Origin of the sequence: Burkholderia sp. AU44665, assembly GCF_030504405.1 — a bacterium.
Classification (GTDB): Bacteria; Pseudomonadota; Gammaproteobacteria; order Burkholderiales; family Burkholderiaceae; genus Burkholderia; species Burkholderia semiarida.
In genome coordinates this window covers 1-19,584 of the sequence record NZ_JAUJRI010000009.1, presented here as the reverse complement: position 1 = coordinate 19,584, position 19,584 = coordinate 1, and the positions used below count along the sequence as shown (strand labels likewise).

Sequence of the window (19,584 nt, the reverse complement as noted above, 5' to 3'; positions counted from 1 at the left end):
GATGCGAAAACATGCTTTGACCGCAACCGCGGTCGCACTGGCTGTCGCGCTGTTTGCCGCCGGCTGCACGATGGCGCCACATTACAAGCGGCCCGACGCACCCGTCGCGCAGGCGTACCCGGCCGGCGGCGTCTACGCGACGCAGCCGGGCGCGGCCGGCGCGCGCAGCGCGAACGGCCAGGCGGCGACCGCCATCGGCTGGCGCGAGTTCTTCGTCGATCCGCGCCTGCAGCGGCTGATCGAGATCGCGCTGAACAACAACCGCGACCTGCGCGTGTCGGTGCTGAACATCGAGGCGGCGCGCGCGCAGTACCAGATCACGCGCGCGGGGCTGTTCCCGACGCTCGACGGTACGGGCACGGGCAGCATCCAGCGCGTGCCGCAGGGTCTTTCGCAGACCGGTGCGCCGTACATCTCGCGCGCCTACAACGTCGGGCTCTCGGCGTCGTGGGAGCTCGACCTGTTCGGCCGCGTGCAGAGCCTGAAGGACCAGGCGCTCGCGCAGTACCTGTCGACGTCGTATGCCCGGCAGGCGTCGGAAATCTCGCTGGTGTCGCAGGTGGCTGACCAGTACCTGACGCTGCTGTCGACCGACGATCTGCTGAAGGTCACGGAAAACACGCTGAAGACCGCGCAGGCATCGTACGACCTGACGAAGCTGCAGTTCGACAACGGCACGGGCTCCGAGCTCGAGCTGCGTCAGGCGCAGACGGTGGTCGAGACGGCGCTTGCGAACCAGCAGGCGCAGGCGCGAGCGCGTGCGCAGGCACTGAACGCGCTGGTGCTGCTGATCGGCGAGCCGCTGCCGGACGACCTGCCGGCGGGCATGCCGCTCGACGCACAGAATCTGCTGACGGACGTGCCGGCAGGCCTGCCTTCGGATCTGCTCACGCGGCGTCCGGACGTGATGCAGGCCGAGCAGACGCTGCTGGCCGCGAACGCGAACATCGGCGCGGCGCGCGCGGCATTCTTCCCGCGTATCTCGCTGACGGGCGCGTTCGGTACCGGCAGCCCGACGCTCGGCGGTCTGTTCAAGGCCGGCACGGCCGCATGGTCGTTCGCGCCGCAGATCACGATGCCGATCTTCGAAGGCGGGCAGAACATCGCGAACCTGAATCTCGCGAACGTGCAGAAGCGCATCGAGATCGCGAACTACGAGAAGGCGATCCAGTCGGCGTTCCGCGAAGTGGCGGACGGCCTCGCCGCACGCGGCACGTACGACCAGCAGATCGCGGCGCTCGAGCGCAACGAGCACGCGCAGCAGCGGCGCTTCGACCTGTCGGACCTGCGGTACAAGAACGGCGTCGACAGCTACCTGTCGGTGCTGACCGCGCAGACGGATCTGTACTCGGCGCAGCAGTCGCTGATCAGCGCGCGTCTGGCCCGCTGGACGAACCTGGTCGACCTGTACCGCGCACTCGGTGGCGGGTGGATCCAGCGTGCCGGCGAAGCGCCGCGCGCGCCGGATGCGCCGGTCGACTACGACAAGGCGGCCGCGCCGGCGCCTGCGTCGGCAGCAGCGAACGGGTAAGCATGGAGAAGGGCGAGCGCGGTTTGCCGCGCTTGCGTGTCGAACCGGCCGTATGCGGAAACGAGAACGCCACGGACGAAAGTCCGTGGCGTTGTCTTGTGTACCGTCGCCCGTGCGAGGCGCGGCATGACGTTACGCTTGCTTCGTCCAGAGTGTCCGGCCGAAGAACGTGAGCGTGCGATCCCACGCCATCTGCGACCACACCGGATCGAACTGCGTGCCGGCGATTCGGCCGGGGCCGACGGCCGTCTCGTTCGCGAACGCATGGTGCGCGAGATAGCGGTGGAATTCGAAACCGACGTTCGCATCGGTCAGCTTCTTTTCCAGTGCGTCGACCTGGTCGATCGTGAAGAACGCATCCTGCGTCGCCCAGTGACCCATCAGCGGCACCTTGAGCTTGGCCGGGTCGAGGTAGTCGAGCGGCGGCAGGCCGTACCACGTGACGCCGGCGTTGGCTTCGGCGTACTGCAGCGACAGCAGCGTGAGGGCGCCGCCCATGCAGTAGCCCGTCACCGCGACACGCGGCGCGAGCGTCTTCAGGTACGCGACCGCGCCGGGAATGTCCTGCGACGCGGCGTCGCCGAAATCGAGGCCGGTCATCAAGTGGTGCGCTTCTTCCTCCTCGACGGTCGACTTGCCGCGATACAGGTCGGGCACGAGCGCGAAGTAGCCGCAGCGCGCGAGACGATCCGCGACGCCGCGGATCTGGTCGTTCAACCCCCACCATTCCTGGATGACGACGACCGCGGGCGCGCCTTCGGTCCGTGCCGGCGTGGCGAGATAGCCCTGCAGCTCCTGACCGTCCGGGCGGCGAAACGTGATCGTGGAACCGGATGTTTGAGACATGAAACCGCTCCTTTTCGAAAAATGCGCCGAGTGCGACATCGGGCCGGCCAGCGGGCGTCGTGATACCGCTCGCGTTCGTTCCGGCCGGCGCCGACCACGGGCCATTCTATGCGCAAACACCGGACGCCTGCGTGAACGGTACCGCGTCGCGCGACCGGGGGACGGAAGCGGACGACCGGAAAGCAAACACCCCGCCCCGGTGAACGGAAGCGGGGTGTCGCGTGTACGACGTGCGTATCGGAATACGGCGGGAGTACGCCGCGAATACGCGGGCGCGTATCCGGCTTACTGGCCGAAATAGATCGAGTCGCGGCCTTCCTGCTTGACCGCGATCGCGCGGCCGGCACGCGCGCCGGCGGCTGCTTGCGCGCCGTAGCCGGTTTGATCGGCGTTCGCCACGCGGGCCTGGGCGGCTTGCAGCGCACGCGGGTAATACGGATCGGAGATTTCGGGCTTGTAGCCGGCCTGCTCGAGCTGGACGAGTTCCGCTCGCACCCCGGCACGCGTGAGCTGCCCCGACGGGTTCGATTGCGCGAATGCGCCGTACGACGCGGACAGGGCAGTTGCGGCGACGACAGCGGTAATGAACGACTTCATGGTGACCTCCGGTTCTGTTGATTTCGCGCTTCGCTCGTTGCGTTCAGCGGTTGATTGCATCGTAACGATCGCGTTACCGGTCGGAAATACGCGTTGCAGCGAATCATTATTGCAACTGGGTAAACGATTCGCGCGGCATGGCGTTTCGTCTGAATATTGCCGGCGTGCGGGAGCACGAGCGGTGCCTTCGGGGGCGATTGAGTCGATCGGCGCGACAGACGCGAGAGGGGCAGTTGAATCGCATTCCGAATGATTTTGCGAGGCCGTCGGCATTGCCCGTTTCGCATCACGCCGCCAGGGTCGCCTGCCGTTTCCGGTATTCGGCCGGCGTGATGCCGACATGCCGGGTGAACGCTCGCCTGAGCGTATCGACGTTCGCGAAACCGCATTTCGCGGCGACCTGCTTCGGCGTGTCGTGGCCGTTCTCGAGCAACCGGCGGGCGGCCGAGATGCGCGTCACCTCGACCCACGCGGCCGGCGTCATGCCAACCTCCGCGCGGAACAACCGCGCGAAATGGCGCGCGCTCATGCCCGCGTGCTTCGCCATCTCGGCCACCGAATGCTCGAGCTCGGGATGCGCCGCGATCCAGCGCTGGACCTCCTGCAACACCGAACGCCCGGCGGGGCGCGCTTCGCCCTTGCGGCTGAACTGGAGCTGCCCGCCCGGGCGCTTGAAGAACATCACCAGTTGCGCGGCGACCCGCCGCGCGATCTCGCGGCCGAGATCCTCCTCGACCAGTGCGAGCGCCAGATCCAGCCCGGCCGTGACGCCGGCGCCGGTGCGCAGCTTGCCGTCGCGCACGTACAGCGCGTCGGCGTCGACCGCGAGTGACGGATACGCCTGCGCGAGCGCGTCGGCAGCGGCCCAGTGCGTGGTCAGGTGACGCCCTTTCAGCAGGCCGGTGGCCGCGAGGAGGAACGCGCCGGTGCAGATCGAGCCGTAGCGCCTGCTTTGCACGGCCGCCGCGCGCAGCCACGCGAGGAGGTCGGTGCGCAGCGCGATCTGGCCGGCGTTCGGCGCGCCGGCGACCAGCAGCGTGTCGATGCGCTCGGGGATGTCGGGCGCGATCCAGTCGGGCAGCAATCGCGCACCGGACGAACTGCGGATCGGGCCTGGCCCGGCCGCGATGATCCGCAACGCATAGAACGGTTTCCCGCATTCGGCGTTCGCCTGCGCGAACACGTCGAGCGGCGCGGAGACGTCGAGCAGCTGAACGCCCGGAACGGCGAAAATACCCACGACCTTCGGCATGATCGTTGCGTGTTGTATCGAACGTGATGCGCAGCAGTATAGGGCCGCCGCTTTCGCCGTGCAGGCATCGTGTCCGTCGATCGCGCAAAATGGCAGAATTTGTCGTGACATGTCTATTTAAGACATATGTCGGACTCCGGAGAATCGAGGGTATCTTCCACGGAGGTCGACCATGACTGTGAGTGTTGCCGGCATTACCCTTCCCGCTACGCGACTGACGCGCGAGATTACCGAACTCGTGCGCGATACCGAGTCCGAGCTGTTGTTCCATCACTCGAGCCGCGTGTTTTATTTCGCGGCGCTGGCGGGCCGGCGCCGCGGGCTCGACTACGATCCCGAGCTGCTCTATTGCGGCTGCATGTTCCATGACATGGGGCTCACGCACCGGCACAGCAGCGCATGCGAGCGCTTTGAAGTGGACGGTGCCAATGCCGCCCGCGATTTTCTGAAGGGCCACGGGATATCGCAACAGGACATCGACGTCGTGTGGACGTCGATCGCACTGCATACCACGCCCGGCATTCCGCAACACATGCATCCTGTCGTCGCGCTGGTCACGGCGGGCGTCGAGATGGACGTACTGGGCCTCGCTTACCCGGAATACAGCGACGTCGAGCGGGAAGCGGTCGTGCGCGCGCATCCGCGGACGCCGCATTTCAAGGAAGACATCATTCAGGCGTTCTACGACGGCATCAAGCACAAGCCCGGCACGACGTTCGGCAACGTAAAGGCCGACGTGCTCGCGGACAAGGATCCGCATTTCCGTGCGGGCAACTTCTGCAGCGTGATTCGGGCGTCCGCATGGGCCGGCTGAGCGGGGGAGGGTGGCCGCGCCTCGGCCGACGTTGATCGACTGCCGGGCGTACGGCGCATTCGGCGCCGACGCCACCCTCGCGGCCTTGGCCGAACCCGGGGGACAAGGGGCATTCGTTCGACTCGCGTATTACCGTCGGAAAATTGTTACGTGACAACTTCGGGCAATCACGGGCGTGAATTTTATATACTGAATTTGTGTGCCCGCTCCCCGAGGCGAATCTCCGATTCGCGTGTCCCCGAATACCGGCCTGCCAGCCCGACGGGCAAACCCCGATGCTCGGCCGTCCGCAAGCATCCGGCAAAACGCCTATAATGATGGGGCAAATTGCCGGAGACAGGTCATGAGCACCATCGCTTTTCATCCTTCGGGCGTCGCCCATCCGCGTCAGGCCGAATTCACGATTCTCGAACAGTTGCTGGCGATCCGCGTTCGCTCGGGCGCGGATCTGGCCGAACTGGCGAGCGCGCGCGTCGACGTGTCGGTGATCGATCGCCTGTCCGAGCGCGGGCTGAAATCGGACGAGCTGGCCTTCATCATCCCGCGCCGCACGCTGAGCCATCGTCGCCAGGCGCACGAACGCCTGTCGCCGGAAGAGTCGGACAAGGCGATTCGTCTCGCACGCATCGTCGCGCAGGCGACAGCTACCTTCGGCGACCAGGACAAGGCGATGGCGTGGCTGCGCAACGGGCTCCAGCGCTTCGGCGGCCGCACGTCGCTCGACATGGCGAGCACCGAGCATGGCGCGCGGCTCGTCGAAGAGGCCCTCACGCAGATCGACGAGGGGTATTTCGCTTGACGACGCTGTGGCGGATCAGCAATTACGCCGACCTGAAAGGCGTCGGCGGGTTGCGGGCCGGTGGGCGCTGGCATTTCGCCGGGCAGCCGGTCGTGTATCTCGCCGAGCATCCGGCGCTCGCGTTGCTCGAGACGCTGGTTCATTTCGAAATCGCGACCGTCGCGCAATTGCCGAGCGGCTACCAGTTGCTGCGTATCGAGGTGCCCGATTCGGTGGACGTGGCCGAAATCGCCGAAGGCGATGCGCCAGCGGACTGGCGAACGAACGTCGACTGGACCCGCAGCGCCGGCACCGAGTGGCTGCACACGCAGCCGAGCGCGCTGCTGCGCGTGCCGAGCGTCGTCGTGCCGCACGCCCATAACTTCCTGTTGAATCCGCTGCATCCGGCCGCGTCCAGTATCCGTATCGCGGAAGTGATGCAAGCGCCGTACGACACGCGGATTCTGCGGCTGGTCCAGTCGAGGCCGGGCGAATAGCGAACCGGGAGGAACACGGTCCGCGCCGACGGCACGCGCTCAGCGCTCGCGAGCGGCGCGATCCGCGGCCGCATCGGGCGGCAGCGTCTGCCGGATGCGCGTGACCGTTCGCATGCTGGCGAGGCCGAGCATCGCCGTGACATCGGCATGCGCGTGGCCGGCGAGCAACTGGCGGCGCGCATAGGTATTGCGGAGTATGCGCGGGCTCATGTCCGCTGCGCGAAAGCCGATCGCGTTCAGCGCGTCACGTACGACCAGCAGCAGGAACATGTCGTTCATCGCTCCCCCGCGCGGCGCGGGAAACAGCCGCGCCGACGGCGGCACGTCGGTCGAGTGCGCGCGCCATGCGGCGAGCGGCGCCACCGCGAACGCGGCGAGCGCGATCCGGCGCGCCGGCCGCGCGCGATCGCGCGGCACCGACAATGCCGCTGGCCGCGCGTCGAGATCGAGTGCATCGCCTGTCGCCGCGCGGATCTCGGCCGACGTGATGCCGCTCGCGAGCAGCAGCGCGACGATCGCGCGATTCCGGCAGTCGGCCGGCGTGTCGTTCGCTCGAGGCTGCACATGACGCTGCAGCGCCGCGTCGGCATCGGGCGGCAGGTAGCAGGGCTCGGGCTCGCCGTCCGGCCATGCGAGATCGCGCGTCGATCGGCCGGCCGGATGGATCGTCCGCACACCGGTGTCGACCAGATGCCGGCCGAGCCGGTCGATCAGCTTCGCATAGCGCACGCGCGTCGACGTGCCGGGCGCGCAGGTGCGGTCGAGTTCGGCGAGGAAGGCTGCGACGTGGTCGGGCCCGAATGTCGCGAGCGACACGCGATGTGCGCTCAGGTGGCGCAGGAATCGCTCGAACATCGCGACGTGCTGCACGACCGAGCGCGGCGCGAACGGCCGGCGGCCGGCGCCGGCCGCAGTGGTTTCCTGCCAGGCGCGAAACGCGCCGACGGGGTCGTGAATCCAGCGAGTCGTGTCCATCCCCGCTTTATAGCCGGACGCGGTGACGCCGGCAATCGTCCGGATGCCAGGGCGGAGCGCGGCGATGCCGACCCGTCAGGCCGCGGTACGCGTGCCGTCGATGTCGTCATCGTTCATCGTCAGGCAAACGAGCACGCGCAACAGCGTGATGAAGACGCGGAACGTATCCGGTACGCGGTTCCATTGCTTCGATATCGGGATTCCTGACCATTTGCCGCCGGCCGGCTCGAGCGCGACCTGCCGGGCGGGGAAGCCGAGCTTCAGGCAAGACCGCAGGCGTCGTCGAGCGCGGGCAGCGTGCGCAATGGCGCTGCTGCCGCGCGTCGGGCGAAGGCGCCGCAGCCGCGCCGGCGTGGGCTTGCCTGCCCGGCCGCGCGAGCACGGCGAACGCCATTTGCGTCGCGATGTAAGCCGCATTGCGATGCAGCAGGCAAACCCGCATGCCGGTTCGGTGACGTTGCGTACACAACTTTCGGCTGCGTGACGTGATTTCCCTATTGCCGGAAAAATTTTGTCCGTGCGAGTATCGAACACGTTGCCCGGGCACCGAGGCGGTTGCCGGCAACAGGATGCCCATCGCAACGATCGACAGGAACATCGGCAGACAATGCACAGAACAGCGATTTTTCCGTATGCGTCCGCGTTGCTCGCGGCAGCCTTGCTGGCCGCCTGTGGCGGCGACGTCGAGAACGAGGCGGCCCGCACGACCGCGCCTTCCGCCGATGCGAGCTGCCTCGCGGTCGACAACAGCGGCGCGACGGTCGTGGTGGGCTCGAACCAGCCGGGCGACCCGTCGCTGCCGGAAGCGTCGTCGGGCTATCGCACCGGGATGAAGCCCGTCTATGCGAAAACGTACCTCGTAGCCACGTCGAACGCGTACGCGAGCGCGGCCGGTTGCGCGGTGTTGAAGAAGGGCGGCACGGCCGCCGACGCGGCGGTCGCCGTGCAGGCCGTGCTCGGCCTGACGGTGCCCGAGGCGACGGGCCTCGGCTCGGGCGGCGTGCTGCTCTACTACGATGCGCGCGGCAAGACGCTGCAGGCATACGACGGCCGCGAAACCGCGCCGGCCGCCGCGACCGAGAACTACCTGCGCTACGTCGATGACGCCACCGATCATTCGGCGCCGCTGCCGAGCGCGCGCGCGAGCGGCCGCTCGATCGGCACGATCGGCGTGCCGCGGCTCATCGAGGCGCTGCAACAGGATCACGGCCGCTTGCCGTGGCAGAGCCTGTTCGGCGATGCGATTACGCTCGCGACCAACGGTTTCCCGATCGGCGGCCGGCTGGCCGACGCGATCGCCGCGAATGCCGCGAACCTGAAGCGCGACCCCGAAGCCGCCGCGTATTTCCTGAACGCCGATGGTTCGCCGAAGACGCTCGGCACCGTTCTGAAGAATCCGGCCTACGCGCGCACGCTGTCGCTGATGGCGCAGTCGGGCGCGAATGCGCTGTATACGGGGCAGATCGCGCAGGACATCGTCGCGAAGATCGCCGCGACGAAGGGCGCGGACGGCTCGACGCTCACGCCGGGCAAGACGACCGTCGCCGACCTTGCCGCGTATCAGGCGAAGCGCCGCGACCCGGTGTGCACGACCTATCGCAGTTACTGGGTTTGCGGGATGCCGCCGCCGTCGTCGGGCGGCATCGCGGTCGCATCGGCGCTCGGCATCCTCGAGAACTATGACCTGAAGTCGCTGAAACCGACGGCGATCGATCTCGAAGGCGGCAAGCCGACCGTCGCGGGCGTTCACCTCGTTACCGAAGCCGAACGGCTCGCGTATGCCGACCGCGACAAGTACGTGGCCGATACCGACTTCGTGCCGCTGCCGGGCGGCACGTGGAACACGTTGCTGAACAAGCCGTACCTGAAATCGCGCGCGGCGCTGATCGACCCGGCCAAGAGCATGGGCACCGCGCAGCCCGGCAATCTCGGTGCCGTGCCGCTCGGCGTCGACACGACGCTGATCGAGCACGGCACGAACCAGTTCACGATCGTGGATGGCGACGGCAACGTGCTGAGCGCGACGACGACGGTCGAATCGAGCATGGGCTCGTTTCACATGACCAACGGCTTCCTGCTGAACAACCAGTTGACCGACTTCTCCGCGAACCCGCTCGACACGTCCGGCAATCCGGTCGCGAACCGCCTGCAGCCGGGCAAGCGGCCGCGCAGCTCGATGGCGCCGACGATCGTGTTCGGGCAGGCTGCCGACGGCTCGCGCGGCGACTTCGTGATGGCGACCGGTTCGCCGGGCGGCGGCACGATTCCGCAATACGTGGTCAAGACGCTGGTTGGCGCGCTCGACTGGGGGCTCGATGCGCAGCAGTCGGCGGGGCTCGTCGATTTCGGCGCGAGCAACAGCCCGACGACCACGATCGGCGGCGAGCATCCGAACGTCAACCCGGCGAACAACGGCGCGAACGATCCGCTGATCACGGGGCTGCTCGCGCTCGGGCACAAGGTATCGACGTCCGCTCAGGCGAGCGGCGTCAACACGGTGATGCGCGTGACGGTCGGCCAGTCGCCCGCGTTGCAGGGCGGCACCGATCCGCGTCGCGAAGGCATCGTGCTCGGCGATACGTTCCGGCCGTAGCCGGGCAGCGTACGCACGGCCCCGGTCCGCTCGTTAGCGGCCGGGGCCGTGCATCGTGACGCGGCCGCATCGACGGCCACGCGATCCTCATCCTTCGGAATGCAGATGAGGCGGCCGGCATGAAGCACGTCTGCCGGCCCGGACTGCGCCCGTCCATCGTCGAATAGGGCGGCCGCCCCGCCGCAACCCTCCGATTGTCAAACAGTGTGAGTCAATCGTCAGCATTTGCAACGGAAGTAACAGTCCCCGCAATTCGATCGTTTTGCACGCCGCCGCCGCTACATTAGCCCCACCTGCCGCATGTCGCGGCGAGGCATGCGACAAGCCGCACGAAGGCGGCCCGCAGCAACAACGTCTTTGGGGAGAATGACCATGAACACGATTCGCACGATTCTGCTGGGTGCCGCTCTGACGGCGATGGCGACTTCGGCTGCATTCGCACAGACGGCCCAGACCGGTGCGCAGGGTTCCGCAGGCGTCGGCGCCCAGGTCCAGACGCCGCTGCTCGGCGGCGGCGTGGGTGTGCAGGCCGGCGGCGGCGCGAATGCGGCAGGTTCGGGTTCGGGCGCGGGCGATGTCGTCGGCGGCGCGCTGAACGGCGTCGGCAAGACGGTCGGCGGCGTGGGCTCGGCCGCCGGCGCGGCGGTCGGCGGCGCGACGCAGGCGGTCGGTTCCGCGGCCGGCGCGACGAAGGATGCGGCGGCATCGGCCGTCCACGCGACGAAGTCGCACGTGAAGCGCGTCGCGGGCTCGGCGAAGAGCCATGCACAAGGCGCGGTGTCGACCGCGGGCGACGTCGCCGGCGGCGCGAAGGCGAAGGCCGGCGAGGCGCTCGAAGGCGCGACGAACTCGGTGCAGGGCGGCGCGTCGGTTGGCGTGAAGGGCTCGGCGTCGGCGCAAGGCGGCGCGCTGTAACAAGTAGCACGCATCGCGTCACGGCCCGGCCCGCTTCGATGCGGGCCGGGCTTTTCTATTGGGGAAACGCGATGTGTCGTGCGCGGTGTCTCATGTCGAAACACGGCAGCATGAGTGCATCGATATTGATTAGGATGGCAGAAATAAAAAAGTGGGCGCTCGACTGAACTCGACGCCGAAAGGAGACGGCCATCGGGCCGGGGACACCGGAACGGCGTATCCACCCCGAACATTTCGGCGGCCCCCGATGCGGGGCGCTTTGGCGACTTCAAGGGGCCTATCGTCCAGGCGGCATGTTGAGTGACATCGGAGCGCCGTGGAATGGATGAGCCCGCCTTGTCCGGTGTTTCCGTATCTCTTCACGCCTGGATGCCCGGGCGGCACATTGACAGGCGCAGCAACCTGATGTCGGCGCGCAAGCCGAGCCTTTCGATGCTGCTATCAAGCAGCTATCGCTCGCAATTTTCACTTTCATGGCTCAATGACGATCGCCGTAAAGGTATTTGAAATGATTGAATAAAGTGTTTGCAAGAAAAGTGGGGGTTGGTTTATAAATACGAGCGATTTGTATTCTCTGTCGATCGCCACCATCGACGTTGATGGGGTTTCAGATGGATGTGACTTTGAGGGCCGCCTGCAAAGCAGGCTATGCCGACGTTGGGAGAATCCCGCCGAATTTTCTGAACTCGTCAGCCCGTGCCTGATGAATCGCAGGGGTAGCACGTTATTTTCGTGATCGAAGCGATGATTATCTGATCGGTGTCAATTGCGTGTCATCTTGTGATTCGCATTGGTGCTAATGAGGTATTTCATAATTAAATTGATTCGGATTACGAAATTATAAGAAGGCGTTCGATGAAAAATGAAATGGTTGCAAATTACTTTTTTTATTATCTGTAATCCGACCGTTGAAAAACGAGATCGCATCATGAATACGCTGCTAAGGATAAAGCACCCGCAGTGATCGAACGTGTCGCCAGTCGACCGACACATCCGATTCATCTCCACCGAACAATATCGAGAGAAGACGACCGCGAAATGCACCACGCGGTGCATCGGTCGTCGACACCGAAAGCGGCGTATTCGCCTGATGTCAGACAGGTGAGTGCCGGATTTCACACGAGGGAAACAAATGACTCTTTTCGACGGGATCGATCCGTCCGATTCATGGCCGATGTCGAAACCCATTGCACACGATGAATGGCGCGGCGACGAGGCGATCCGGTCCACCGGCGTCGCCCCGTTACATCCATGTTCAAGTCAACCTGCACGATGCATGCGGCAGGCCCCTTCGATACGTGAAATCCGGTGAGACACGAGTGAATACGATGATATCCACGATGGCAGATGACGCCAAACCCGACGCGGACATTCGGCCGCGGCTCGCGACGCAACCCTCGAAACTCCTGGTGCTTGGCAAGCGCACGATCGACGAACTCGACTACGACCCATCGATGGTGCTCGAAGCCGTCGAACGGGCATACCTTGGCCTCGGCACCGGCGAATCCGACAATCCGCGCAAGCTGATGAGCCAGCCGGCGGACAAGCATTCCGTCGCGTACTCGATGCTGGGTCGAGACGGTGGACGCAGAACGGTCGGTTTCAAGACGTCGTATAAGTTCGATCCGGAACATAACCGCAAACTTCAGAAGTACTACACGACGTTGTTGCTGTTCGACGACGAAACGGGCCTGCCTGTCGCGCTGATGGACGGCAGCCTTGTCGGGTCGCTGCGCACGCCGGCGGTGTCGGCCCTGATCGCGCGCGCAGCGGCGCCGCGGGCGCGAACGGCCCTCGTCGTCGGCACGGGCACGCAGGGGCGGATGGCGGCGCCGTTCCTGCTCACCGCATTGCCGGACATCGAGCGCGTGATCGTGCACGGTCACTACGAGTCAGGAATCGACGCCGTGCGCAATACGCTGAAGCGCTTTCACCCGGATCGTGACATCGAAGTGTCGAAGGATCTCGTCGCCTCCGCGAACGAGGCCGACATCGTGCTGGGCGTGGCTGGCGCCGGTGTATCGGAGGCCGTGCGGCACGCGGCGCTGAAGCCGGGCGCGCTGGCGCTGCTGGTCGGATACGGAATTCATGCTGACGCGCTGCATTGCGCCGATTACCGCATCGCGACGAGCGAGGCGCAAATGCAGGTGACCGGCGCTGATCTCGTGGACGAAGCCGGAAAACTGCCTGCTGTCGACGCCGAGTTGCCGGACATACTGCTGGGCCGCAAGCCTGCACGGCGCAACGACACCGATATCGTTTACGCGTTCAACAGCGGAATGATCGTGACGGACATCGCGCTCGGGCGCGTGTTGGCCGATGCCGCGCTGGCGAAAAGGCTCGGTCGGGAAGTCGAACTATGGTGACGGATATTCCCCGATTGCCCGCGTTGTGGGATCCGCTACTGCGCGATTTCGTGGACGGACATCAGGCGATGATCCACGATCTTGTCGATGGCTTCGACGCACCCCTTCATTTCCTGTTTCCCGGGCGCTTCGCGCGCAATGTCGCCGAATTTCAGCGCGTACTGGACGATCGCCAGGTGTCGGGGCGCATTTACTATGCGAAGAAGGCGAACAAGGCGCGATGCTTCGCGCATGCGGCCGCGGCATCCGGGATCGGCGTCGACGTCGCGAGCACGGGCGAATTCTCGGAAGCGTTGGCCGCCGGGGTGTGCGGGACCGATATCGGCGTATCCGGGCCGTCGAAGTCGGAGGCGCTGCTGCGGCTCGCGGTTTCGCACGATGCGTTGATCGCGATCGACAGCGAGGAGGAACTCGATCGGCTGATCGCGATCTCGGGACAGGCCAGGCGGACCGCGCGCATTCTGTTGCGCATGGCGCCCACGGCACGAGGCGATAGTCGATTCGGATTGAGTGCCGAGGCGCTGCGCGTTGCGCTGTCGACCTGTGCCGCGACGCAGGCGTCGGTCGCCCTTGAAGGGTTCTCGTTTCATCTGTCCGGTTACAGCGCGATGGAGCGCTGCAATCAGGCCGCGATGGCGATGCGTGCGTGCATGGCTGCTCGTGAACTCGGCCTTGCGCCGAACACGATCAATATCGGCGGCGGCTTCGCGATGTCGTACGCCAGCGAGAGCGACTGGCGCGCATTCCAGCACGCACACCGGCCGGACGATTACCACGCGAACAAGGTATTCGGCGGCTTCTATCCGTATCACTCTGCCTGCAGCGGCGCGCGGATGCTCGATGCAATCCTGGCGGGCACTCCCGACACGGAGTCCGCAACACTCGCCGAACTGGCCCGCGAGTATGGCCTGAAAATCATGCTGGAACCGGGGCGTGCACTGCTGGATCAGGCAGGATTCACGGTCTTTGCCGTGCAGGGCGTGAAGGACTGCGGCGACTATGGCATCGCGACCGTCAATGGCACGAGCTTCAGCGTCTCGGAGCAATGGTTCGCCAGCGAATTCCTGCCCGATCCGGAACTGCTGAGCGTGACGCGCGAGCCCTCGCGATCTCCGCGCACGGGCGCGCCTTATCGCGCCTGTGTCGGCGGGGCGAGCTGCCTCGATTCGGACATGCTGACCTGGCGCAAGATCGCATTCGGGCAGCGCCCGGAACCCGGCGATCTGCTGATCTACCCAAACACGGCCGGCTACCAGATGGATTCGAACGAATCTTCATTTCACGAGTTGCCGCTTCCCCCCAAGCTTGTCTTGACACTTGACGGCGCACGGCCGCGTTGGCGCGTCGATCGCCTCTTCCAGTTTCCGGGAGCCTGACCATGAATGTACGCTTTCTCGGTGAGCAAGCCACGATCACCGTACCTGCGATCGTGTCGAAGGTATCGGATCTTGTCGGCCACACGCCGTTGTTCGAATTGATTCGCGGCGCCAACGGCGCGCGCATCCTGCTTAAACTCGAGTCGACGAATCCGACCGGCAGCGCCAAGATCCGCATGGCAAGGCAGATGCTCGACGAAGCCGAACAGGACGGAAGTCTCCGGCCGGCCGGGCATGTGATCGAATCGACCTCCGGCAATACGGGCATGGGGCTCGCGCTGTTGTCGGCCGAGCGCGGCTATCGGTTCACCGCGGTCGTGGATCGTCACGCATCGAAAGACAAGTTGCGCGCGATGCAGGCCTTCGGCGCGGCGCTCGTCTACGTGAGCGACGGCGACGAGATCGCGACGGCGGACCGGGACGCACTTGCCAAACGCATGGCGGCCGACGATCCGGACGGCATCTGGACGGAGCAGCACAACAATCCCGCGAACGGTAACGGTTATCGCGGGCTGGCACATGAGCTGCGCGACATTCTTGGCGACCGGATCGACTTTCTGGTCGGTGCGGTCGGCACCGGCGGGTCGCTGTTCGGCACTGCGCGGGAACTGCTCGCGACCGGCCCGGCGCCGCGAGTCGTCGGCGTCGAGCCCGTCGGCTCGATCGTTTTCGGCGGCGAAGGCGGGCCGTATTATCAGTCCGGCACCGGGACACCGCCCGGCGCCGAGATCGGCGCGTTGGTCGACTATGCGTTGCTCGACGAAGGCTTCAAAGTGACGGACGCGGCCGCATTCAATACAGCACGCTATATCGCACGCAAGAAGTCGCTGCTCGTCGGCGGCTCGGCAGGCGGTGTCGTCTGGCACGCGTTGAAGATGTTCGATTCGCTGCCCGCGGGTGCGACACTCGTGGCCCTGGTCTGTGACGGCGGGGAGAAATATCTGGACACGGTGTTCAACGACGACTGGATGCGAGAGCGGAATCTGCTCGACGAGTCGGTTGCTCACGAACTTGAATCGATATTTTCCCGCGCCGTATGAAACTTCATCGGCAAGTCTGGCTCGATGCCAGACAAATCGGCGTGCTTGCCGCTCCGCTCGTTCTCACGCAGCTCGCACAGGTGGCGCTGACGACCACCGACATCGTCATGATGGGGATGCTTGGCCCGCGCGAGATCGCCGCTGGCGGTCTCGCGCTGACGATCTTCAACCAGTTCCGGACGATGGGAACCGGGCTGGTGACGGGAACCGGCAACCTCGTCGCGTTCGCGAACGGCCAGCACGCGCATGCGGAAATCATGCGGCTGGTGCGGTCCGGCTTTGCGTTGTCGACGCTTGCGGCACTGGTGTTTGCATTGATGATGCTGTGCATCGAAAAGCCGCTTGTCTGGCTCGGTCAGGACCCCGACGTCGCGCGGCAAGCATCGTTCTATCTGGCGGCGGCCGCGCCCGGCATGTTGCCGTGTCTCTGGTTTCAGGTGCTTCGACAATATACCGTCGGATTGCGCAGGCCTGGGCCGCTATTGGCGATCACGATCGTATCGATCGTCGTCAACGCCGCGCTCGACTATGCATTGATGTTCGGCCGGTTCGGATTTCCGAAGCTCGGCCTGATCGGCATTGCGTGCGCAACCAGTTGCGTGTACCTGCTTTCCTTCATCGCGTTCCTGACGATCGCTAGGCGCCGGCCGGAACTGTCCGAACACTTGTCGCTCGCCGTCTGGCGTGCCGATGCCGATACGTTGGCGCGGACGTGGCGGATGGGTTTGCCGATTGCGGCAACCTATGGATCGGAGGCAGCGTTCTTTACCGTCCTCACGCTCGTGATCGGGACGCTCGGCGCCGATGCGCTCGCCGCCCAGACAATCGTGAATCAGGTGATCTACATCGTGTTCATGATTTCCGTCGGCTTGTCTCATGCGTCGTCGATCAGCATCAGCCATGCGTGTGCACGGCACGACTATCGCGGGGCGCGTCGACTCGGTTATACGGGGCTCGCGCTGGGCGTCGTGACCATGCTGGTCGTTGCGCTTCCGTATCTCATTGCGCCCACCCGCGTGCTCGCGCCATTTCTCGATAACGGTGTGGCCGCGAGTGCCGAAGTGCTGCGCCTCGCTGGCGGGCTGCTGACGATCGCGGCACTGCTGCAGATCTTCGATTGCAGCCAGAACATCGGCGTTGGCATCTTGCGAGGGCTCGGTGACGTAACGAGTTCGTTCCGAATATCGATCGTCGGATACTGGGTCATCGGTCTGCCGGTCGCCTGGGTGGCCGGTGTGCTGCTGGGATACGGCATCTATGGCATATGGAGCGGACTCGCCATCGGCCTTGCGGCCACGGCGTCGATGTTGCTGCACAAGTTCGAGGGCCGCCTTCGCGCGATGGCGAAACGCCCGTCGGGCGGGCATTCGTGAACTGGCTAGCGGTACCGACGAGCACACGGATACAGATGCGGTGCCAGCATGCCCGGCCATACTGGCCGGCGCCGGATGCAGCGCCGTTCGCATACTGTCGACCGATGGCAGTACGCGGTTTGTCGCTGTCGCCACGCCGGCGATGTGCCGCCGTTCGATCGATCAGGAGCGGGTGTCGCGAGATGCGTCGACCGGCTGGTTGCGTGAATCAGGATTTTTTGCCGATTCAGTCAGGGAATATTCGAACGGACGGGGAAGATTTGACTGCGTTCAGGCAGCAGGATCGGATCAATCGATTTTCCTGAATTATCGGCGTGGCAATTGACTGTCGCAAATTCAAACGATGTAAATAATCGACGGAACTATACGAGCATGCGAAATTGAAATCACGGCGATTTGTAAAGTTTTCTAGCTCGATCGGGCCGTGGCTTCTGCAAAATCGCGCTTGATGTCGAGATATTGAAACGACGTGCGTCAGTTTGTCGCAGGCATGAAACAAAATTCGAATTTTTGCTGTAACTAGATAGAAAGCTTCATTACATATTTTTTTCGAAAGGTAATGTTTCTGTCTTCTGTCCTCCGATATACTTGCGCAGCGCCAGGTTTAGAGAATGAAGTCTAGGCGTGAAGTTCAGCCGCCGGCTCTTCAATTGGCCATTGTCTGGCTTGCGGCTGGTGAATGAATACATTTCGACATCGCGCGCGTGGATGAAATCGTTCTGTCATTAGGGCATGTGAAGTCCGGTTTCAATAATTGGCATGTTAATAATTCAGATGTTAATCATTCGGCGTCGTTGATCCGTACTCCTTGACAAATGTTTGTTCTGGAAGCATGGCATCGCGAGCGATGCTTGACTTGATGTTGTCATCGAATATTGGCCAGTGCCGATGTACAGGGAGTAAGCGCCAGGTGCCGGCAATCCGTTACGGTCTTGAAGCTTGGGTAAATAAACCGGGTTGCCACGGCGCGTCGACGATCAAGAACCTTGTCTTTTCAATAAGGGCCCGGAAAATTGGAGACCTTTTCTCGCATCATCGGCGAGATTCTTCGTCCCAACGGTTTGACCGAGGGGATCGATCAGCTCGCGGAAAAAATTGGACGAGTGATTCCGTTCGACAAGTGTTTGATTTTGCATGGAGGAAGCGGCGATGCAGCTTCTCACGGACTGATATATCGCTATGGTGCCGCGAACGACGCCGGAACCCGACGAGGCCTGACGCTGTTTGGAGCCGGGATCGACATTGATCGATATTTGAGTTGCTTCGCCTTGTCGGATCGTCAGGATCATACCTTTCGCTGGCGCGATCTCGACGGGGAATTGCCGCAACGCGATGCGCAGGTCAACGATGTCGCGTCATACATGCGCGGGCAGGGGGTGGTCGCTTGTATTGGCGCGCCGCCCGGCGATTCGACGGCCATTCGGACCGTCTTGCAGTTGAAGTGCGAAGACACGACGTTGCATTCGGCGTTGCTCGTCAGTCTCATTGCCATGCATTTGCATGCAGCACTGACCCAGAAGATTGCGAGACAGAGCCGGGAAGCCGCGGAATCACCTGCGGCAGGCTTCGAGCCGGATGCTTGCGCGGACCCGAACAGGATTCAGTTCACGAGAAAGGAATCCGATGTAATCAAATGGGTAGTCGAAGGCAAGACTGCGTGGGAAATTGGCCGAATACTTTCGATGTCGGAAAGAACGGTCAAGTTTCATCTGACGAATGTGTATGAAAAACTGCGTGTTTCGAACAGGGCGCAGGCGGTGGCGAAGGTTAGCCGTCTGGGATTGATCTAGGAGAGTTCGGGAATGTCTTTCAAGGAAAAGGTCAAGGCATTTGTCGCGCGTCATGGGTTTACGTACAAAGCCTATATTTTGTCGATTCTCTTTCTGCCGCCTGCCGCGCTTTATATCGCATGGAAGCGGCCGGGCTTGCCGGTCCCGGGCCGTGTCCTGCTGTGCGTGACCGGGGTGCTTGCGCCTCCATTGGTCGGCATAGCCACGGCGATGATCCTGAAAAGCGCGTTCGATCTGGTCCGGACCGCCATTTCCGTTTAGTTTGCCTGCTGCCTGCCGAATACGATTCCGCTTTCCCGAGCGTGGTTCTCGATCGCATCATCATTCATTTCATAGACGCCAATGAATGCCCGACTGCCAAGCGTACATTTGCTAGATCGTGTTCGGGCAATAGCAGGATTACATGAACCGTCGCGCAATATTCCGTATAACTACACGTCGTTTTCCGATCGCGAGATCGTGATCCGCCTGCTCGGCGAAGAGGCGTGGTCGGTGCTCGACGAACTGCGCGCCGAGCGCCGCACGGGCCGCTCGGCGCGGCTGCTCTGCGAAGTGCTCGGCGACATCTGGGTCGTGCGCCGCAACCCGTATCTGCAGGACGACTTGCTCGATAACCGAACGCGTCGCGCGTTCCTGATCGCCACGCTGCATGACCGGCTGTCCGAAATTGCAAGACGTCGTCGGGTGAGTGTGAGCGGATGGTACGACGCCGCTGGCCGCGAGCGCGCATCGCGCGTCGAGATGCTGGAAGCGGCGGCGCAGCGCGCGGTCGACGAGTTCGCCGACGAATTCGACAAGATGGCCGAGCTGCGCCGCCGCGCGACCAAGGCGCTTGGCCGCT

The 19,584-nt window shown here is 64.1% G+C and carries 20 protein-coding genes; 15 read left to right on the top strand and 5 right to left on the bottom strand.

The features are described from left to right. The first annotated feature begins 1 nt into the window (after position 1). Entirely contained in the window at positions 2–1,531 is a 1,530-nt protein-coding gene (locus QZM15_RS19485; protein WP_302107079.1) for an efflux transporter outer membrane subunit, read from the top strand. 132 nt (positions 1,532–1,663) lie between these two features. Here the strand turns inward: QZM15_RS19485 and QZM15_RS19480 are convergent, their stop codons facing one another. Further along, positions 1,664–2,377 carry a dienelactone hydrolase family protein gene (locus QZM15_RS19480; RefSeq protein WP_302107078.1) on the bottom strand — a complete coding sequence of 238 codons (714 nt, stop codon included), beginning with the start codon at positions 2,375–2,377 and terminating at the stop codon, positions 1,664–1,666. Between the two features lie 285 nt (positions 2,378–2,662). Continuing rightward, a complete protein-coding gene (locus QZM15_RS19475; RefSeq protein ID WP_302107077.1) occupies positions 2,663–2,974 on the bottom strand; it encodes a DUF4148 domain-containing protein in 312 nt (103 codons plus the stop codon). Here QZM15_RS19475 and QZM15_RS19470 point away from each other — a divergent pair. Next, complete coding sequence (locus tag QZM15_RS19470; RefSeq protein WP_302107076.1) at positions 2,961–3,227, top strand: hypothetical protein; 267 nt, start codon at positions 2,961–2,963, stop codon at positions 3,225–3,227. The genes QZM15_RS19475 and QZM15_RS19470 overlap by 14 nt on opposite strands. A 33-nt stretch (positions 3,228–3,260) precedes the next feature. On the opposite strand, the gene QZM15_RS19465 is transcribed toward QZM15_RS19470, so the two are convergent. Beyond that, a complete protein-coding gene (locus QZM15_RS19465) occupies positions 3,261–4,226 on the bottom strand; it encodes a GlxA family transcriptional regulator (protein WP_059638648.1) in 966 nt (321 codons plus the stop codon). Positions 4,227–4,398: 172 nt separating this feature from the next. On the opposite strand from QZM15_RS19465, the gene QZM15_RS19460 reads away from it, so the two are divergent. From QZM15_RS19460 to QZM15_RS19450, 3 genes are all read left to right on the top strand, one after another. Next, the gene (locus tag QZM15_RS19460; protein ID WP_059579583.1) at positions 4,399–5,040 is read left to right on the top strand and encodes an HD domain-containing protein; all 642 of its coding nucleotides are present in this window, start codon (positions 4,399–4,401) and stop codon (positions 5,038–5,040) included. 343 nt (positions 5,041–5,383) lie between these two features. Further along, positions 5,384–5,839, top strand: coding sequence for an antitoxin Xre/MbcA/ParS toxin-binding domain-containing protein (locus QZM15_RS19455; RefSeq protein WP_006480981.1), 456 nt, complete (start codon positions 5,384–5,386; stop codon positions 5,837–5,839). After that, a complete protein-coding gene (locus tag QZM15_RS19450) occupies positions 5,836–6,315 on the top strand; it encodes an RES family NAD+ phosphorylase (RefSeq protein ID WP_302107075.1) in 480 nt (159 codons plus the stop codon). The genes QZM15_RS19455 and QZM15_RS19450 overlap by 4 nt, the downstream gene beginning before the upstream one ends. A 39-nt stretch (positions 6,316–6,354) precedes the next feature. Here QZM15_RS19450 and QZM15_RS19445 read toward each other — a convergent pair whose 3' ends face one another. Both QZM15_RS19445 and QZM15_RS19440 read right to left on the bottom strand, forming a co-directional pair. Then, entirely contained in the window at positions 6,355–7,290 is a 936-nt protein-coding gene (locus QZM15_RS19445; protein WP_302107074.1) for a tyrosine-type recombinase/integrase, read from the bottom strand. A 75-nt stretch (positions 7,291–7,365) separates the two neighbouring features. Continuing rightward, on the bottom strand, positions 7,366–7,824 hold the full coding sequence (locus QZM15_RS19440; RefSeq protein ID WP_302107073.1) for a hypothetical protein: 459 nt from the start codon (positions 7,822–7,824) through the stop codon (positions 7,366–7,368). Positions 7,825–7,897: 73 nt separating this feature from the next. Between QZM15_RS19440 and QZM15_RS19435 the strand changes: the two genes are divergently transcribed. The 10 genes from QZM15_RS19435 to QZM15_RS19390 form a co-directional block, all read left to right on the top strand. Further along, positions 7,898–9,883: a gamma-glutamyltransferase family protein gene (locus QZM15_RS19435; RefSeq protein WP_302107072.1), complete on the top strand. Its 1,986-nt coding sequence runs from the start codon at positions 7,898–7,900 to the stop codon at positions 9,881–9,883. A gap of 372 nt (positions 9,884–10,255) precedes the next feature. Further along, positions 10,256–10,798, top strand: coding sequence for a hypothetical protein (locus QZM15_RS19430; RefSeq protein WP_099318304.1), 543 nt, complete (start codon positions 10,256–10,258; stop codon positions 10,796–10,798). A gap of 321 nt (positions 10,799–11,119) precedes the next feature. After that, positions 11,120–11,305 carry a hypothetical protein gene (locus QZM15_RS19425; RefSeq protein WP_144029781.1) on the top strand — a complete coding sequence of 62 codons (186 nt, stop codon included), beginning with the start codon at positions 11,120–11,122 and terminating at the stop codon, positions 11,303–11,305. Between the two features lie 689 nt (positions 11,306–11,994). Continuing rightward, positions 11,995–13,164, top strand: a complete 1,170-nt coding sequence (locus QZM15_RS19420; RefSeq protein WP_302107152.1) for an ornithine cyclodeaminase family protein — start codon at positions 11,995–11,997, stop codon at positions 13,162–13,164. Continuing rightward, positions 13,158–14,540: an alanine racemase gene (locus QZM15_RS19415; RefSeq protein ID WP_302107071.1), complete on the top strand. Its 1,383-nt coding sequence runs from the start codon at positions 13,158–13,160 to the stop codon at positions 14,538–14,540. Before QZM15_RS19420 ends, QZM15_RS19415 begins: the two co-directional genes overlap by 7 nt. Positions 14,541–14,593: 53 nt before the next feature. Continuing rightward, on the top strand, positions 14,594–15,580 hold the full coding sequence (locus QZM15_RS19410; protein ID WP_302107070.1) for a cysteine synthase family protein: 987 nt from the start codon (positions 14,594–14,596) through the stop codon (positions 15,578–15,580). Next, positions 15,577–16,953: an MATE family efflux transporter gene (locus tag QZM15_RS19405; RefSeq protein ID WP_302107069.1), complete on the top strand. Its 1,377-nt coding sequence runs from the start codon at positions 15,577–15,579 to the stop codon at positions 16,951–16,953. The genes QZM15_RS19410 and QZM15_RS19405 overlap by 4 nt, the downstream gene beginning before the upstream one ends. A gap of 1,013 nt (positions 16,954–17,966) precedes the next feature. Beyond that, positions 17,967–18,743 carry a LuxR C-terminal-related transcriptional regulator gene (locus tag QZM15_RS19400; RefSeq protein WP_256940240.1) on the top strand — a complete coding sequence of 259 codons (777 nt, stop codon included), beginning with the start codon at positions 17,967–17,969 and terminating at the stop codon, positions 18,741–18,743. A gap of 12 nt (positions 18,744–18,755) precedes the next feature. Then, complete coding sequence (locus QZM15_RS19395) at positions 18,756–19,004, top strand: hypothetical protein (protein WP_060009226.1); 249 nt, start codon at positions 18,756–18,758, stop codon at positions 19,002–19,004. A 108-nt stretch (positions 19,005–19,112) separates the two neighbouring features. Next, positions 19,113–19,584, top strand: a 472-nt coding sequence (locus tag QZM15_RS19390) for a DUF3683 domain-containing protein (RefSeq protein WP_302107151.1), incomplete at its 3' end; no start/stop codon positions are given.

What these genes read in the sequence shown, in the direction of transcription:
- QZM15_RS19485 (WP_302107079.1), top strand. Translation starts at nt 2, where the DNA reads ATGCGAAAACATGCTTTGACCGCAACCGCGGTCGCACTGGCTGTCGCG.
- QZM15_RS19480 (WP_302107078.1), bottom strand. Translation starts at nt 2,377, where the DNA reads ATGTCTCAAACATCCGGTTCCACGATCACGTTTCGCCGCCCGGACGGT.
- QZM15_RS19470 (WP_302107076.1), top strand. Translation starts at nt 2,961, where the DNA reads ATGAACGACTTCATGGTGACCTCCGGTTCTGTTGATTTCGCGCTTCGC.
- QZM15_RS19475 (WP_302107077.1), bottom strand. Translation starts at nt 2,974, where the DNA reads ATGAAGTCGTTCATTACCGCTGTCGTCGCCGCAACTGCCCTGTCCGCG.
- QZM15_RS19465 (WP_059638648.1), bottom strand. Translation starts at nt 4,226, where the DNA reads ATGCCGAAGGTCGTGGGTATTTTCGCCGTTCCGGGCGTTCAGCTGCTC.
- QZM15_RS19460 (WP_059579583.1), top strand. Translation starts at nt 4,399, where the DNA reads ATGACTGTGAGTGTTGCCGGCATTACCCTTCCCGCTACGCGACTGACG.
- QZM15_RS19455 (WP_006480981.1), top strand. Translation starts at nt 5,384, where the DNA reads ATGAGCACCATCGCTTTTCATCCTTCGGGCGTCGCCCATCCGCGTCAG.
- QZM15_RS19445 (WP_302107074.1), bottom strand. Translation starts at nt 7,290, where the DNA reads ATGGACACGACTCGCTGGATTCACGACCCCGTCGGCGCGTTTCGCGCC.
- QZM15_RS19435 (WP_302107072.1), top strand. Translation starts at nt 7,898, where the DNA reads ATGCACAGAACAGCGATTTTTCCGTATGCGTCCGCGTTGCTCGCGGCA.
- QZM15_RS19430 (WP_099318304.1), top strand. Translation starts at nt 10,256, where the DNA reads ATGAACACGATTCGCACGATTCTGCTGGGTGCCGCTCTGACGGCGATG.
- QZM15_RS19425 (WP_144029781.1), top strand. Translation starts at nt 11,120, where the DNA reads ATGGATGAGCCCGCCTTGTCCGGTGTTTCCGTATCTCTTCACGCCTGG.
- QZM15_RS19420 (WP_302107152.1), top strand. Translation starts at nt 11,995, where the DNA reads ATGAATGGCGCGGCGACGAGGCGATCCGGTCCACCGGCGTCGCCCCGT.
- QZM15_RS19415 (WP_302107071.1), top strand. Translation starts at nt 13,158, where the DNA reads ATGGTGACGGATATTCCCCGATTGCCCGCGTTGTGGGATCCGCTACTG.
- QZM15_RS19405 (WP_302107069.1), top strand. Translation starts at nt 15,577, where the DNA reads ATGAAACTTCATCGGCAAGTCTGGCTCGATGCCAGACAAATCGGCGTG.
- QZM15_RS19395 (WP_060009226.1), top strand. Translation starts at nt 18,756, where the DNA reads ATGTCTTTCAAGGAAAAGGTCAAGGCATTTGTCGCGCGTCATGGGTTT.